At 57.2% G+C, this 16,147-nt stretch carries 13 protein-coding genes; 4 read left to right on the top strand and 9 right to left on the bottom strand.

What is annotated here, in order from left to right:
* Window positions 1-307: 307 nt before the first annotated feature.
* The 4 genes from K6R05_RS20085 to budA all read right to left on the bottom strand — a co-directional run bounded on the left by K6R05_RS20085 (window position 308) and on the right by budA (window position 5,238).
* Window positions 308-1,762 (bottom strand): flagellin N-terminal helical domain-containing protein, encoded by a 1,455-nt coding sequence (locus K6R05_RS20085; RefSeq protein WP_222925666.1) that lies wholly within the window; start codon window positions 1,760-1,762, stop codon window positions 308-310.
* Between the two features lie 204 nt (window positions 1,763-1,966).
* Window positions 1,967-2,740 carry a (S)-acetoin forming diacetyl reductase gene (locus K6R05_RS20080; protein ID WP_161736306.1) on the bottom strand — a complete coding sequence of 258 codons (774 nt, stop codon included), beginning with the start codon at window positions 2,738-2,740 and terminating at the stop codon, window positions 1,967-1,969.
* Window positions 2,741-2,761: 21 nt separating this feature from the next.
* Window positions 2,762-4,441 (bottom strand): acetolactate synthase AlsS, encoded by a 1,680-nt coding sequence (gene alsS, locus K6R05_RS20075; protein WP_222925665.1) that lies wholly within the window; start codon window positions 4,439-4,441, stop codon window positions 2,762-2,764.
* A 14-nt stretch (window positions 4,442-4,455) separates the two neighbouring features.
* The gene (gene budA, locus K6R05_RS20070) at window positions 4,456-5,238 is read right to left on the bottom strand and encodes an acetolactate decarboxylase (protein ID WP_222925664.1); all 783 of its coding nucleotides are present in this window, start codon (window positions 5,236-5,238) and stop codon (window positions 4,456-4,458) included.
* 104 nt (window positions 5,239-5,342) lie between these two features.
* Between budA and K6R05_RS20065 the strand changes: the two genes are divergently transcribed.
* Both K6R05_RS20065 and K6R05_RS20060 read left to right on the top strand, forming a co-directional pair.
* Entirely contained in the window at window positions 5,343-6,248 is a 906-nt protein-coding gene (locus tag K6R05_RS20065; protein WP_161736309.1) for a LysR family transcriptional regulator, read from the top strand.
* Window positions 6,249-6,319: 71 nt separating this feature from the next.
* Window positions 6,320-6,565, top strand: a complete 246-nt coding sequence (locus K6R05_RS20060) for a hypothetical protein (protein WP_013356609.1) — start codon at window positions 6,320-6,322, stop codon at window positions 6,563-6,565.
* Between the two features lie 61 nt (window positions 6,566-6,626).
* Here the strand turns inward: K6R05_RS20060 and K6R05_RS20055 are convergent, their stop codons facing one another.
* The 4 genes from K6R05_RS20055 to K6R05_RS20040 all read right to left on the bottom strand — a co-directional run bounded on the left by K6R05_RS20055 (window position 6,627) and on the right by K6R05_RS20040 (window position 12,756).
* Window positions 6,627-9,671 (bottom strand): efflux RND transporter permease subunit, encoded by a 3,045-nt coding sequence (locus K6R05_RS20055; protein ID WP_222925663.1) that lies wholly within the window; start codon window positions 9,669-9,671, stop codon window positions 6,627-6,629.
* Window positions 9,668-10,801 carry an efflux RND transporter periplasmic adaptor subunit gene (locus K6R05_RS20050; RefSeq protein WP_222925662.1) on the bottom strand — a complete coding sequence of 378 codons (1,134 nt, stop codon included), beginning with the start codon at window positions 10,799-10,801 and terminating at the stop codon, window positions 9,668-9,670. Before K6R05_RS20050 ends, K6R05_RS20055 begins: the two co-directional genes overlap by 4 nt.
* 93 nt (window positions 10,802-10,894) lie before the next feature.
* A complete protein-coding gene (locus K6R05_RS20045; protein WP_222925661.1) occupies window positions 10,895-12,064 on the bottom strand; it encodes a sensor histidine kinase in 1,170 nt (389 codons plus the stop codon).
* The gene (locus tag K6R05_RS20040) at window positions 12,061-12,756 is read right to left on the bottom strand and encodes a response regulator (protein ID WP_222925660.1); all 696 of its coding nucleotides are present in this window, start codon (window positions 12,754-12,756) and stop codon (window positions 12,061-12,063) included. Before K6R05_RS20040 ends, K6R05_RS20045 begins: the two co-directional genes overlap by 4 nt.
* 129 nt (window positions 12,757-12,885) lie before the next feature.
* On the opposite strand from K6R05_RS20040, the gene K6R05_RS20035 reads away from it, so the two are divergent.
* Both K6R05_RS20035 and K6R05_RS20030 read left to right on the top strand, forming a co-directional pair.
* Entirely contained in the window at window positions 12,886-13,671 is a 786-nt protein-coding gene (locus K6R05_RS20035) for a MipA/OmpV family protein (RefSeq protein ID WP_222925659.1), read from the top strand.
* A 461-nt stretch (window positions 13,672-14,132) separates the two neighbouring features.
* Window positions 14,133-15,083, top strand: coding sequence for an Rpn family recombination-promoting nuclease/putative transposase (locus tag K6R05_RS20030; protein ID WP_222925658.1), 951 nt, complete (start codon window positions 14,133-14,135; stop codon window positions 15,081-15,083).
* 104 nt (window positions 15,084-15,187) lie between these two features.
* Here the strand turns inward: K6R05_RS20030 and K6R05_RS20025 are convergent, their stop codons facing one another.
* On the bottom strand, window positions 15,188-16,075 hold the full coding sequence (locus K6R05_RS20025; RefSeq protein ID WP_222925657.1) for an ROK family protein: 888 nt from the start codon (window positions 16,073-16,075) through the stop codon (window positions 15,188-15,190).
* Window positions 16,076-16,147 lie beyond the last annotated feature (72 nt).

The raw sequence follows: 16,147 nt of genomic DNA, 5'->3' as shown, positions 1-16,147 counted from the left end.
ATGAAAAAGTTACATACCGGCAGGAAAATTCAGGTAATTACTTAGCGTGGTAATGATTAACCTGTTGTTTTAATTAACCCTGCATTCAAAGATGATAATAAATAGTTGTCAGTATTTAGCATTTCTTTAACAAAGAAGGGTGATCACGATCATCTTTAAACGGTTCTTAAACGAGATTGTGTGACTGAGATCAAAGGATGATGAAGTGTAACCGGGGTTTCGGGCCAGCTGGGGCTGAATCAGGCGGGTAATAGAGTGGTGGAGAAACAGGGTAACCGGCTGAGCCATAATGCTCAGCCGGTTAACGTTATTGGCTGCCTAACAGCTGAATAATCATCTCAGGGGTTTTATTGGCCATCTTACTGACGGCTGTCTGTCCCTGCTGAATAATCTGGCTGCGCGCCAGCTGACTCGCTTCTTCAGCATAGTCTGCATCCTGAATGCGGCTGCGAGCCGCTGAAGTATCCACGCCCTGCTGTGACAACACGTTACGATTGGATTCATAACGGTTTATTTTTGCACCGTAGAGCGACTGATAGCCGCTGATCTTCTCCAGCGCTTTATCCAGCGCCTTCATGGCGGTGGCGATGTCGCCACTGGTCAGCAGGGTAGTGTTTTTCAGTCCCAGCGTTTTGGTATCTGACGGCGTAGCGGGAATGCTATCCGACTGGATCGGCTGACCATAGTCGGCGCTGGTGATCACTTCGAGAGGACGACTCTCATGTGGCGGCGTTGCAGGCACGCCTTTAGGTTCCGGAAGGTTTCCCCAGGTCAGACTACCGGTGAAGGAGCCGTTGCCGACCACCACCACAATCAAATCTTCGCTGACGGTGTCCAGCGAGATGCGCTCCAGCCGGGTGCCGGTATTGGTGCCGTTGTTGAAATCGCCGCTGGCGACATCTTCATAACGGTCGCCGTCACCGCTGTAGGTGATGTTCATCCCGTTGTAGCTGCTGCTGTTACTGCCCGCCAGCGCCCAGCTCGTGCCGCCTTCCAGCAGCTGTGCGCTGTCATAGGTCGCGCCAGTGGAGAAACCATTATTGCTGGTCAGCAGGCGGGATTGTGCCGTTGTCGGATCTGTAATGCCTTTACTGACCCAGGTGTAATCAGGCGCACTGCCGTCCAGCGGCGTACCGGCCAGATGCTTGCCGTCGCGGGTAAACAGCTGGAGATCGTCATCCTGACCCAGCGAGTCAATCGTAATGCTTATCGACGTTGCTCCTGCCGGGATATAGGCCAGTGGGATCACACCCGAGGTAAATGAGTAACTCTTGCCCGGGATCGGGAATTTTACGTTGATAGGGTCAACGTTACCCAGTTTCGCAGGCGGCAGATCGGGATTATTGGTTGCCAGCGGATAACGCCCAAAAATTTCGGTGTGATCGGCAACGTCGTTGATGCCAGCCATTATCTGCTGATACTGGTTGTTGACGCTCTGCCGATCCGCGTCCGACAGCGTACCGTTAGCGGCCTGGACCGACAGCGTACGCGCCTGAATCAGCAGATCGACGATAGTGCCCAGGCCGCCACTGGCGGTCTGGGAATAGCTGATGGCGTCATTAAGGCCGCGTGCCACTACCGCGTCGGCGTTGACATTGGCCGTCATACGGTTGGCAATCGCCTGACCTGCCGCATCGTCTTTAGCACTGTTAATCCGCATCCCTGATGATAGCCGTTCAACCGTTCGTCCCAGAACGGAGTCAATACCGTACCGCAATTTGTTCGTAATGGCGGCGGTTTCGTTATGGTTGATCGTTAACATGGTCGCTTCGAACAGGGAGAGGAGTCTCTGTTTTATCGGCAGGGTGATAAGCAGCTTTAATCTCTGCGGCGACAAAAACTGCGCAAAGACGGGGACAGGAAGGCAACTGGCTGATGGGTAATTGCTTTTCAGATAAAATAAATTAACGGTTCGCCAGGTCAGGAAAGAAGCCTGCTACGCAGAGACGCAGCAGGCGAGGGGAGTTTAGTTAAACACCATGCCGCCGTCAATCAACAGCGACTGACCGGTCATATAATCGGAGTCGGGACTGGCGAGGTAAGCAACGCAGGCGGCCACATCCTCCGGCTCGGAAAGCCGTCCCAGCGTAATACGTTTTGCAAATTCTTCGGTGCCGTAACCGGCGGGTTTTCCGGCGGCTTCAGAGATTTGCCGGTCGATCTCTTCCCACATCGGTGTTCGGACAATGCCCGGGCAGAAGGCGTTGACCGTGATACCGGCGGGTGCCAGATCGCGCGCGGCGGTCTGTGTCAGGCCACGCACGGCAAACTTACTGGAGCTGTAGACCGCCAGCTCTGGATTGCCGACGTGACCCGCCTGCGAACAGGCGTTGATGATTTTGCCGCCGTGACCTTCAGCCGCAAACGCCTTGATGGCGGCCTGCATGCCCCAGATCACCCCTTTGACATTGACGTTGTAGACCTTGTCGACCACCGCTTCGGTGATCTCAGCAATCGGCGTCGAGGGCGCAATACCGGCGTTATTGACGATGACGTCAAAACCGCCCAGTGTGCGACGCGCCTCTTCAACAGCGTCCATCACCTGATCGCGCTGCGAGACATCCACTTTCAGCGCAATCGCTTTACCGCCCTGCTGATTGATCTTCTCCGCAACCAGGCGGGCAGTCTCCTGATTGAAATCGGCTACGGCCACCGCCAACCCATCTTTTGCCAGACGCAGGGCGATCGCTTCACCAATGCCCTGGCCTGCGCCGGTTACAAATGCCACTCTGTTTTTCATCCTGATTTCCTTTTTACGAGATTAAAGAAGCTGGCTCAGATGCAGCTGACCCATCAGCAGCGGGTTGTCGGCGTAATCGACCGGCACAGCCACCACGGCAGGACCCTGAACATCCATCGCTTTACGCAGCGCCGGCTCCAGTTCTGCTGCGCTGGTCACCGCAAAGCCCGCAGCGCCAAACGCTTCGGCGTAGGCTTTGAAATCGACCGGGCCAAAATTGACACCGGAGACGCGGTGATATTTTTTCTCTTCCTGCATTGCCACCATGTTGTAGGCGTTATCTACCCAGACGATGTGCAGGATATTGGCTTTTAACCGGACGGCAGTTTCCAGCTCCATGCTGGACTGCAGGAAGCCACCATCCCCTGAAACCGATACCACTTTGCGCTGCGGATCGACCAGCCAGGCACCAATCGCCCACGGCAGCGCTACGCCCATGGTCTGCTGACCGTTGGAGATCATGATCTGGCGGGCACGGAAGCTGTAGAGATAACGGGCGATCCAGATGTGGAAGCTGCCCATATCGACGGTGAGGCTGACGTCGCTGTTAATGATGTCCTGCATGGCGCGCACGATACGCAGCGGATGCAGGGCAAATTGATTGAGGCTGGCACCCTGCATCGCCAGCAGTTTGCGCTGCTGCTGACGATCTTCAAGAATGCTGGCGGCTTCTGCTGTCAGCTGCAGCGGCGCGGTAATGCGTGCTGCCAGTTTACGCACGGTGGCGGCGATATCGCCCACCAGCTCGGCGTCCGGCAGGTAGCGGTTGTCGGTCTCTGCCGGAATCACGTCGATGTGAATCAGGGTGGCGTTACCGCTGTTCCACATCGCCGGTTCGTATTCTACCGGGCTGTAACCGATGGTGATGATCAGGTCAGCCTGTTGCAGCAGCCGGTCACCCGCCTGGTTGTTAAACAGTCCGACGCGACCGGCAAAGCGTGAGAAGTGATCCTGTCTGATCGCGCCCGCCGCCTGATAGGTGCTGGTGACCGGAATGTGGCTGCGGCTCAGCAGATCGTGAATGGCTTCGCTATTTTCCGGCTGGCTCGCCATTAATCCCAGCAGGATGACCGGATTTTTCGCCCCGGCAATGGCCTGGCTGACCGTGTCGATCATCGCGTCTGGCGCGGCACCCAGCACCGGACGGCCTTTGCTGCTCAGTGCTTTGCCGGTCACCGGCTGGTCGACAATATCCTGCGGCAGGCTGATAAAGGCGCCTCCGCCCCGGCCATGCTCGGCGTGACGAAATGCATTCGACAGGCATTCAGAGAGCGCAGAGGGATCGGTCACCTCAACCGCATATTTGGTGATCGGGCGAAACATGGACACCGTATCCATGCTCTGGTGAACCTGCTTGGCGCTGTCCGAGCGTTTCACCTGGCCGCCGATGGCGACGACCGGATCGCCTTCGCTGGTGGCGGTGGCCATGCCGGTAATCAGGTTGGAGCAACCCGGTCCGGAGGTGACCAGTGCCACACCGGCATTGCCTGTCAGGCGGCCTACTGCGGCGGCCATAAACGCGGCGTTGGCTTCATGACGAACCGGGATGGTCTGAATGGAGGAATCCAGCAGGGAGTCAAAAACCTTATCGATCTTTGCGCCAGGGATGCCAAAGACGTGCTGTACGCCCTGCGCCTCAAGCTGCGCGACCACCAGGTCAGCGCCGCAGGTCCAGAGAGTCGTATCGGTTGGAGTTTTCATCGTCATTCCTCTGATTAGCTTTCTACCGCACGGATCGCGGCGTCAAGATTGGCGGGGTTCAGGTCGGCATTGAGAAAATCGCTATCCTGCGGCAAATCCACGACCAGCTTGCTGATGGCACCAAAGGTCAGGGTGCCCTGTTCCAGCGCATAGTCGAGAATGTGGCCGCCGCCTTCGCGGTCGTCGGTAATAAAATGTTCGTGATAGCCCGCAACGTTAATGCCCTGCATATATTGCGGCGTACGGAATCCGATCAGTTCGCCCGCGCGCTGGCTGAAGGCAAAGGTCGGCTGATCGCCCAGCACTTCCGGCATTGAGCGATAGGGACGGCACTGGCATGGCACGGTGCGCGTCTCGACGCGACTGAAACGACCGCTGATGCGCAGCGCGCAGAACTGGTTATCGGAGGTGATTTCGCTGTCGATCACCCGATGGATCGCCTCGCGCGACATGGGCCGGTCAAACTCAAACTGGTGCTGCGGCCTGAAGAAGGTCATCACCGCAAACGGAGTTTTCTGTGCCGGGTCGGCCGGATGCGCACTGCCATCTGAGTGCAGCTGATAAACCTTGCTGTCGAACGCAATCATCTCGCCATCCAGCCGGTTGAACGTGCCCAGGCCGAAATCCCCTTTACGCATCAGGTCAGCGATGCGGACGTTGCCGTCGTAAACGCCGCTCAGCAGCGCACTCATTAAAGAGGTCTGATAGATAACGCTTTCTGGTGCATCCTGAGAAAGCGTTAAGACAGTATGTTTTAGTTGATCCTCACAGGAACAATCAGTTACACAATTGCTCATTTCATGCCTCATCGATTAACCGTTAAGCCGTGTTAACCTAATGGTGAACCGATTCAGTCGGTGGGTCCAATAGCGAAACCTGTTAACTTTGAGACGTTTTTGATATGGAACTGCGCCACCTGCGTTATTTTGTTGCCGTAGCCGAGACGCTTCACTTCACCCGAGCCGCTGAAATGCTGGGGATTTCTCAGCCACCCCTGAGCCAGCAGATACTGCGGCTGGAGCAGGAGATTGGCACACCGCTGCTGAAACGGCTGACGCGCGGAGTGGAACTTACTGAAGCGGGAGAAGCGTTTCTGGCGGATGCGCAGCAAATTGTCCAACTGGCCGATCAGGCGCTGGAGAACGCGCGAGGTATTGCCCGCGGGATCAGCGGTCAGCTGTCGCTGGGGTTTGCCAGCTCGGTGGCGTTTAATCCGCGCATCTTCACCCTTATCCGGCAGTTTACGGAACGCTATCCGGCGATGGAGCTGCTGACGCGTGAAGAGAACATGTCGTTGCTGATGCAGGATCTGCAGGAGGGGTTACTGGATGCTGCCTTTATCCGGCTGCCGTGCGAAAGCAGCAAAGCGTTTAATCTGCGCGTGATCTCCACCGAGAAGATGCTGATAGCACTGCCGCGCTGCCATCCTCTAAGCGGTACGCCAACAGTCGCGTTGTCCGCGCTGGCGGATGAAACCCTGATAATCTTCCCGCGCGACGTTTCGCCTAGCCTGTATGAGCTGATTGTCACGGCCTGCCTGCGGGCCGGCTTTTCCCGTCACACTTTTCAGCAGGCGCCACAGATCACCACATCGCTGGGTATGGTGGCGGCAGGCTGCGGGATTGCGCTGGTGCCAGAGTCGCTGCGCTGCGTCGATAACCCGGAGGTCAGCTTCTGCGATATCGAAAACAACACGCTGTTTACTGATGTTGCCTTTGCCTGGCGTCGGCATCATCCATCAAAAGCGGTGCTGCATCTGCTGGCGCTGCTGGCCGAACCGCCTGCGACACCAGACGAAGCGGGTTGATAAGCGCCAGCTATTGAACTGAAAACAATAACCAACTGGCGGCCCGTGGCCGGGATGCGAATAATCGGTGCATGACTACATACCGCGTAAGAGTCGGGTATCACAACCCGTCAGCCCTGACATTCAGGCAACTGGATGAAATTCTGGAGCCGCAGCGATTCTGGAGAACAGATTCGGCGGGCGGCCAGTTCCGCTATTTCATGGAGTATGAGTACCAGTCTGACGTGCGCGACCTCTGTTCGGTCTGCTCACTGGCCTACAGTCAGGCCTGCAAAGTCAGAAAGTGCCCGCTGATTCTGGTCGAGGTGATGAACTGAACGCGTCCGGCGAGGCCGCGGCTCTCAGCACGGGATCGCCGGGCGTTTTTATGCGACAGTTTTAACCTGAACGTCGCTGCATGAGCAGACTTAACGCGGCGGGCAGCACCGTGAGTGTCACCAGCGTGCCGCTGACCAGACCGCCAATAATCGCCAGCGCCATCGGCCCCCAGAAAACCTGATGGGCGATGGGGATCATGCCGAGGATCGCAGCACAGGCGGTCAGCAGAATGGGACGCGCCCGGTGATGCGCGGCCTGCCGGATAGCGTCATCATCTGGCAGGCCGGCGCGGCTGTTCGCATCCACTTCACTGATCATAATCACCGCGTTGCGGATGATGATCCCCGCCAGCGCAATAATCCCCAGCAGCGCCACAAATCCCAGCGGTGTGCCAGCCGGCAGCATCGCAGATACGATGCCGGGCAGGCCAAACGGGGCCATACTCAGCGCCAGCAACATGCCTGAGAAGCGTTGCAGCTGAATCATCAGCAGGACCAGCATGGCGCAGATCGTTACTGGCAGCAGGGCAAACACCGAACCATTGCCTTTGTCCGACTCCGCCGCCACGCCTCCTTCCTCAATACCGTATCCGGCTGGCAGTGAGGCGTGCAGGGCGGCGACATCAGGTGCGAGCTGTTGCGAGACCTGCTCAGCCCGCTGACCCGGTGCAATATCGGTCTGCACGGTAATGTATGAGAGTCGCTGACGGCGCCAGATCACCGGATCATCCACGCCCCAGTTCAGGGTCGCTACCTGGCGCAACGGAATTTTCTGTCCGCTGGCGTTGGTGATCATCAATCCTTCCAGCGTCTCCGTGTTCTGCCGTTCCGTATTATTGCTGCGCAGCACCACATCAATCAGCCGGTTGCGATCGCGCAGGGTAGTCACCACGCTGCCGGACATCAGGGTGTTCAGCGCGGAGGCGATGGTGTCGGACGACAGGCCGGCGGCGCGGGCGGCGGTCTGGTTTACCGCCAGCGTCATGACCCGTTCCGGTTCCCCGGCGGTGAGATTGACCTCGCGGGTCAGCGGAGAGCGGGCGATCAGCACTGCCAGATCACTGGCAGCCTGCCGCACCCGGGCATTGTCCGGGCCGGTGATGCGATATTTCAGCGGCCAGCCCACCGGCGGACCCAGCTCCAGCGGCGAGACGCGCGTCGTGATATCAATGAAATCCGCGGCCAGTTTCTTCTCCAGCCTGCTGCGCAGCCGATCGCGTACCGCCAGACTTTTCGCCACCACCACCAGCTGCGCGATGTTTTCATTATCCAGCAGCACATCCATCGGCAGATAGAAGCGTATTGCGCCAGAGCCGACGTAACTGGTGAAGTTTGCGACATCCCGATCGCTGCGCAGCATCTGTTCCAGCTGTGCAGTACGGCGCGTGGTTTCCGCCTGGGCCGCGCTGGCGGGCAGCGTCAGGCTGACCAGCAATTCAGGGCGGTCTGACGCCGGGAAAAATTCACCCTGCATAAAGGTGGTGGCGTAAAGGCTGACCAGCAGGACTGTCAGCGCCGCGCCAATCGTCATCAGCCGGTGGCGCAGAATCACCTCCAGCAGCCCGTGATAGCCGCGCGTCATTAAGCCCGGCGGCTGGTGGGTTTTGATGCGCTTCGCTGACAGCAGCCAGCAGCCGGTGAGCGGCGAGAAGATGATCGCAACCACCCACGAGCAGAGCAGCGCCAGGGTAATCACCACAAACAGTGAGTAGCAATACTCCCCGGCACTGGACGCGGCAAACCCGACCGGAATAAAACCGGCGATCATGACCAGCGTACCGGTCAGCATCGGAAAGGCGGTGGTTTTGAATGCATACGTCGCGGCCTGCCACTTACTGTCGCCCGCTTCGAGTCGCGCCACCATCGCCTCGACGGTGATCATGGCGTCATCCACCAGCAGCCCGAGCGCAATAATCAGCGCGCCCAGCGAGATGCGCTGCAGCCCGATGCCCGCCAGCAACATGCCGGTAAAGGTCATCGCCAGCACCAGCGGAATAGCCGCCGCCACGACCAGACCGGCACGGAGTCCCAGCGAAACGAAGGAGACAGCTAACACGATGACAACCGCTTCGCCCAGTATCCGGACAAAGCCGCTGACCGCTTGTTTCACCACGGAAGACTGATCGGCTATGCGAGTCATGGTGATGCCGTGTGGTAACTGTCCGGCCAGTCTCTGCATGCGCTGGTTAAGTTGTTTACCGAAATCGAGCATATTGCCGCTGGCGGCCATGGAGATCGCCAGCCCGATAGCCGGCACGCCGTTGACCCTAAAGGTGGGCGTCGGCGGTTCAGCAGGTTGCAGGCTGATGGTCGCCAGATCGTTCAGCGGGATAAAACGCTCACCGATATGCAGGGTAATTGCTTTCAGGCTTTCAACCGAGGTCAGGGTGCCGCTGACCCGAAGCGCAATATTCTCGCGGTCGGTACGCAGGCTGCCCGCCGGGACGACATCGTTCTGGGCTTTAATGGCGTCGCTGACCTGCTGTAAATCAAGGCCCATGCCGTTCAGCTTGCGCGGGGAAAAGGCGATAACCACCTGCTGCTCCTGTACACCCAACAGGCTGGTTTTACCGATGTCGGGCAGACTGGCCAGATTGCGACGCAGGTTATCGACCCGATCGCGTAGCTCTCTGGCGGTAAAACCTTCTGCCGTGAAGCCATAAATGGTGCCAAAGGTGTCGTCAAACTCGTCGTTAACGGCAGGACCCTGCACGCCCAGGGGCAGTGAAGGGGCAACGTCATGCATCTTTTTACGCAGCTGATACCAGATGCCGGCCACCTGAGAGGGCGGCGTGTCATCGCGCAGGTTGACATAGATGACGGTTTGTCCGGCGCGGGTTTCGCTCTCGACCGCATCCAGCGACGGGATCTCCTGCACCTTCTGTTCCAGCACGTCAGTCAGCAGTTGCACGGTGGTATTCACGTCAGCGCCGGGCCATTGGGCAGATATTACGGCGGTTTTGATAGTAAACGCTGGGTCTTCATTGCGTGACAGGCGTTCATAACTCAGCACACCCGCCGCCATCACCAGCAACATGAAAAAGATCACCAGCTGCTGATGCGCCAGCGCCCAGCCGGAGAGGTTAAAGCCAGTCATTTTTTTCATGAGCCCTCCGGAGCCAGCGTCACTTTTTCACCGGGCTGCAGGGTGCCGACGCCAGCGGTAACAACGCGCTCACCTGGCCGGATCCCGGCAGAGACAAAGATTTGCTGTGCGCTGAAGCGGGCCAGCACTACCGGACGAAGCTGCAGGCGTGACGCCGCATCAACCACCAGCAGCGCGGGCTTATCTGCGAAGCGGGTCAGGGCGCTGGCGGGCAGGGCGATGACCGGCGGTTGCGCATCGGGAAGCGTGACGGTGACGGTGGCTCCCAGAGCCATCGCCTCCGATGGCTGATTCATTGAGATGCGCAGCCGCCAGGTACGGGTCTGTGAATCGGCCTGCGGGCTGATGTCACGTATCGTGCCACTGGCCTGGATGCCCGGGTCAGCGAGCAACGTCACCTTCAGCGCAGTCCGGTCGTCAGCTCGCAACAGAGCAGGTGTTGTCAGGTCAAACACGGCATCGCGTGCATCACCGGCTGCCAGCGTCATGACAGTCTGTCCGGCGCTGACCACCTGACCGGGCTGAACCGTGATGGCGGTGATCCGGCCTGCTGCCGGCGCAGTCAGCTGAGTCCAGCTGAGGTTATCCTGGGCATTTTTCAGCGCCGCTTCGCTGCTAAGGCAGCGGGACTGCGCACTCTGCCAGTCCGCCAGGGCACTGTCCAGCTGGCTGCGGGCAATGGCCCCACCGGGCATCAGCAGCCGCATCCGATGCAGGTTAAGCGCGGCGACCCGTTCGGCGGCGCGGGCGCTGTCGAGATCGGCCCGCGCGCTGCTCAGCTGATTACGAGGCTGATCGTTTTCCAGCGCGGCCAGCAGTTGCCCGGCGCTGACACGATCGCCCAGCTCAACCGCGCGGTTCACCACCCGGCCATCCAGCCTGAAGGCCAGCGCGACCTCTTCATGAGCGCGGATTTCGCCAGTCAGCACGCGTGACGCGTCACTGCTGAGCGGCGGGGCGATCATCGTTTTGACCGGGCGGCGCGGGGCGGCTGGCGGGGCAACATTGTTGTCCCGGCAGCCGGTCATGATGAATACGCCGAGCAGCACGAACACGATTGGCGCGAAGATGTGAACACTGAAGAGATGACGCCACACCTGGCGGGCAGCATCCGATAAGAAGTCTGTCATAACCGGGTTCCTTTAATGAGTTGTGATCATTGAACCCGGCCTGTGTCCAGAAATGTTCCATGAACCATCAAGAAATGGTCAAGCCAGAACAATTTATCTCGCCGGCAGCGTTATCCCGATCAACAGACCGCCGTCGGCGGGTAGCGTGGCGTAAAGCGATCCGCCGTGCGCCTCGACGATCGCTTTGGCGATTGACAGTCCCAGACCGCTGCCGCCGGAGTGGCGGGCGCGTGAAGAGTCAGCACGGGTAAAGCGGTCAAACAATTGCGGCAGGAAGTCCGGCTCCACACCCTGACCATAATCGCGGAAGGTCATTATGATCGCCTTATCGTTCTGGCTGGCGGTGATCAGCAACGCGCCACCGTCGGCAGCATAGCGCAGCGCATTTTCACAAATGATGGTCACCACCTGGCCCAGCCGGAAGGTATCGGCATACAGCCGCAGATCGTTGGGTGATGTCACGCTGATGGCAATCCCCGCCTGTTCTGCCTGCGGCAGAAGCCAGCCGGAGCGCTCGCGTAGTAACTCGCTGAGATTAAACCACTCGCGGTTGAGAGTAAGCTGCCCGGCATCCGCCAGCGACAAGAGATGCAGTTCGTCTGTGAGGCGGCTGAGCTGTGTCAGTTGCTTCATGATCATTGCCAGCTGCTGCGGCTCGGCAGGGAAGACGCCATCCAGAATGCCCTGCAGGCGGCCGATCGCCGCCGTCAGTGGCGAGCGAAGTTCGTGTGCCATCGCCACATGCGAGGTGCGTAGCTCTCGCTCGTAACGCGCCAGCTGCTGCGTCATCTGGTTAAAATCTTCGGTAAATCGCACCAGTTCCTGCGGTGCTTCTTTCACTACCGCCGCCGTCCGGCCAAATTCGCCTTTCGACACCGCACGCGCCGCCGTCGCCAGCTGGCTGAACTGCGCCGATAGCGGACGGGCGAAACGCAGCGCCATCATCACCATAAACGGGATGGTGACCACCACCAGGATCAGCACGATCAGCCAGTCAGATGATGCCAGCGAAGGATCGGAAAAGTTGATCCCCCACCACTGATCGACAATCTGATGAAAGCGCGCCGGATCGCTGGCGGGATGATGGCGTAGCTTTGTGAACTCATCAAGCAGCGCGGGCGGCATCCGGTAGTAGACCCAGAACGCCTGCACCGCAAAGCGCAGCCACATACAGGCGGCGATCAGGATCACGCTGCCGATGGCCAGAAACAGCACCCGGATGCAGATCCAGCGCCACAGTGAGGTATGCGTATTGTTCTTCATGGCTGTCTGAACCGGTAACCGACGCTGCGAACCGCCGGTAAGACGTCTGAGATGCCTGCAGCCTCCAGTTTACGGCGCAGGTTATAGACGTGGGTATCGACTACACGCTCCAGTGCATCGCTTTCCGGCAGACAATGCTCCAGCAGAAACAGGCGGGTAAAAGGCCGCGTCTGCGCACGCATCAGGGTGACCAGCAGGGAAAATTCGGTGGGCGTCAGATCGAGGCGGCGCGGTGCATCACTGTCACACTCTACCACGGCGGTGAGTGCCAGCGGATCAACCACCAAACCCGCCCAACGTAGCGATTCTGCGGCGGGCGCATGACTCTGGCTGCGGCGCAGCACGGCCTGAACGCGCGCCACCACTTCGCCCGGATGATAGGGTTTGACCACGTAGTCATCTGCGCCATAGCGCAGGGCACCGATACGGTCCGGCGCGTCACCCATCGCCGTCACCATGATTACCGGGGTATCGTCACGCCGCCGCAGCGCGGCCAGCACTTCGGTGCCGTTCATGCCGGGCAGCATAATATCCAGCAGGATCAGATCGGGCTGCCAGCGTCCTGCAGTTTCCAGCCCGCCGGGTCCGTCACCGGCAATCATGACCTCATAATTTTCACGTTTCAGGTAGGCCTCGAGTACACCCGCCGCATCAGCATCATCTTCAATAATCAGTACACGTTTTGACTGCATTTTCGGATCACCTTGACTGTTTCTTCATAAATCCCTGGTCGTTAATTGACACTCGCCCCGCATACTCCGGCTATTGACGCGGCTCTGAACCCCTCAGCTCCGCACCTGATGTGATAATGAGGAAACGTGATGATAACCGGAAAAATAACGCTGCACATGGTCTGTTTTTCGCTAGGATTCTGTGCCGCGACTGCCATGGCTGATGAGACTACGCCGCCCCCAAGCGCCACGCTGGGCATCGCAGGTATCAATGCACCACGCTATTGCGGCGCCGATAAGCAGCACTGGCAGCTGATGCCGGTGATCCAGGCGCGCGATGGAGCCTTCTTTTTAGACTCACAGAAAGGCATTGGCTACGATCTGCAGGCGGATAACGGCCTTTATCTGGAACATACGCTGGGCTACGGGCTGGGTCGCTCTGACCGTAATTCATCGTGGCGCGACGGTGATGACCGGCTCAGGGGCATGGGGAATATCGACGCAACAATGAACACCGCGCTGGCGCTGGGATGGTCGGTAACGCCGTGGTTGGTGCTGGAGGGCAAAGCGACGCTGCCATTAAGTGATAGTCAGGGCGTGCAATACCGGACGTCTGTAACCCTGATCCCCTGGCAGACCCAGGATGATACGGTGGCACTGCAGGTGGCAGGTCTGGCTGGCGATGCGCGTTATATGAATACCTGGTATGGCGTGAGCAGTAGGCAGAGTGCACGTAGTGGGTTTGAACGCTACGACGCCGCGGGGGGATTTTATGGCACAGACACCAGCCTGACCTGGAGTCATCAGTTCACGCCCGCCTGGGCCGCCAGTGTGATCGGTGACTACAGCTGGCTGGATAAGCATGCTTCAGATAGCCCCATTGTTGCACGGCACAACGGCGCATCGGCCACCCTGGCATTGAGCTACACCTTCTGAATGGCACCATGAAGAAAAGTGAGATGCGCAGCCACCGTCTTTTGCTTGCGGCACTGATTTTATTGTATGTAGTGGTCTATACCCTGACAGGCGTGGCGCTTAGCCTGTTGGATGCGCCGGGACGGGGATAGGGAGCGGGCGGTATAAACAGCGTGATCGGGCTGGTTATGCCGTGACTTAAATAGAAAATTAACTTTTCGTAAAGCTGTTCAGACATTAATGGTCAGCGTAAGAAGTTTCGGGTACATCCGGATTTTTTAATTATCGCTATATAAATTGATCAAGGTGATTAATTTAGATTGCCTCGTAATTCATCTTGCTAATAAATTTTTTAAAAGAGCATGGGTGTGGTTGATCTATATAACTTGAGCAAGATTTAAATATTATAAATTAAAATCTGATCCATTAAGATAGCCTCTTCGCTGTGGAAGCAGCGCATGGAATTTACAGGGGCTGAACTGATGAAAAATAAAAATAGTGCTACACCTCATGATGCTACTTTTCGACAGCTTCTTACGCATCCGGATGTTGCCAGAGATTTTATGCAGATCCACCTTCCGGAGGAATTGCTTAAAATCTGCGATCTCACCACACTGAAGCTTGAGTCCGGATCATTTGTTGAAGACGATTTGCATCAATACTTCGGTGACGTTTTGTATAGCCTCAGAACCTCAAACGGTGACGGATATATTCATGTTCTGATTGAACACCCATCCACCCCTGACAGGCATATGGCATTCCGCCTGATACGTTATGCGGTAGCTGCTATGCAGCGCCACCTTGAAGCTGGCCATAAAAAGCTGCCTTTAGTCATACCTGTGCTGTTCTATACCGGTAAGCGCACTCCCTATCCGTGGTCGACCCGCTGGTTCGACGAATTTGATGATCCGGTAGTGGCGGAAAGTCTTTATAGAGGCGCCTTCCCGCTGGTGGACATTACGGTCATCCCGGATGACGAGATCATGACTCATCGCAGTATGGCCGCCCTGACGCTTTTACAGAAACATATTCATCAACGCGACATTGCAAGCCTGACTGACCATCTGGTCACGCTATTCATGGCCGATTATCTTTCTTCACCCCAGGTGATGACGCTGATACACTATTTACTGCAGGCTGGTGAGTCAGCTGACTACGAAGCTTTCGTTCGCGAACTGGCACAGCGGGTGCCACAACACGGAGACGCACTGATGACCATCGCACAGCAGCTTGAACAAAAAGGGATCGAAAAAGGGCGCGCAGAAGGTATCGAGCTTGGTGAGCGGCGTGGTATTGAGAAAGGTCGTACTGAAGGACAGCGTGAAGCTACCCTGAAAATTGCGCGCACTATGCTACAAAACGGCCTTGATCGTAAAACTGTCTTAGAAATGACTGGCCTGACGTCAGACGATCTGGCGCAAATACGACACTAATATAAACAAGAGTAAACCCGGTCATGACCGGGTTATCGTTTTAAATACCGCACCAGATAAATCATCATAATTATCAGAAAGGAGTAACCTGCATAAGCCCTGAACTACAAGCCATTTTCTTCTGGCTGGCGCTGCAGGAAATTCCAGGTTGCGCCCAGCATGCCGGAGTCGTTGCCGTAGGTCGCGGCATTTATGCGGATATCAGGATCATATTTTGCCAGCTGCTCTGCCAGTTCCTCGAGGAAAGGTTCGCGCTCAGTAATTCCCCCGCCGATAAATACCATCTGCGGGTCGAATACGCTGAACAGGTTATATAAGCAGGCTGCAAGATCCTGGTAGAATTTATTCACCACCTGCTGCGCGGCTTCTTCTTTGCGATCGTATGCGTCAAAGACATCTTTACCCGTGACGTCGTCGGAAGATTTTTCGATGAGCTGGCTGTAATTCTCCCGAAGAGCCGTCATGGTACAACTCTGGCTCATGGTGTGGCGTTCAATATTACTGCTGGTGGGGCGCGAAGTCAGCAGGCAACCAAATTCGCCAGCCCGGTTGCGTCTACCCCGAATCAGGGCGCCATTGCAAAAGGCCGCTCCGCCTAACCCGGTGCCTATTGTCAGCATCAGGAAATCGTTGAGCTTTTTTGCTTTCCCCAGCCACTTTTCCGCCAGCAGCGCACAGTGTGCATCGTTTTCGACGGTAGCAGGCAGAGACGTTTTTTCTGTCAGCCACTGGCTCAGATGAAACTCGTCAAAGTCACGTATGGTGCCGCCCATGGCAATATAACCGGCGTCTGTATCAATATACCCAGGTGTGCTGACGGCAATACCCGCACAACCGGGATTTTTCTCCAGCCAGGCCAGGATCTCATCAAGTATTTTATCGCGTGCGTTATGGGAAATATCAGCACTATCGCTGGTCAGAATATTTCCCTGATCGTCAATCACACCCATTTTTAAAGAGGTACCACCAATATCGAAGGCTGCAATTTTCATCAACGTTCTCTGAAGTTGTTTTCATCCGATTAATTGTAGTGCTGAAAGAAAAGGGCTGACGGCCAGGCAACG

It is taken from the genome of Pantoea alfalfae (genome assembly GCF_019880205.1).
GTDB lineage: Bacteria > Pseudomonadota > Gammaproteobacteria > Enterobacterales > Enterobacteriaceae > Pantoea > Pantoea alfalfae.
This window is presented reverse-complemented; position numbering and strand designations above follow the sequence as displayed.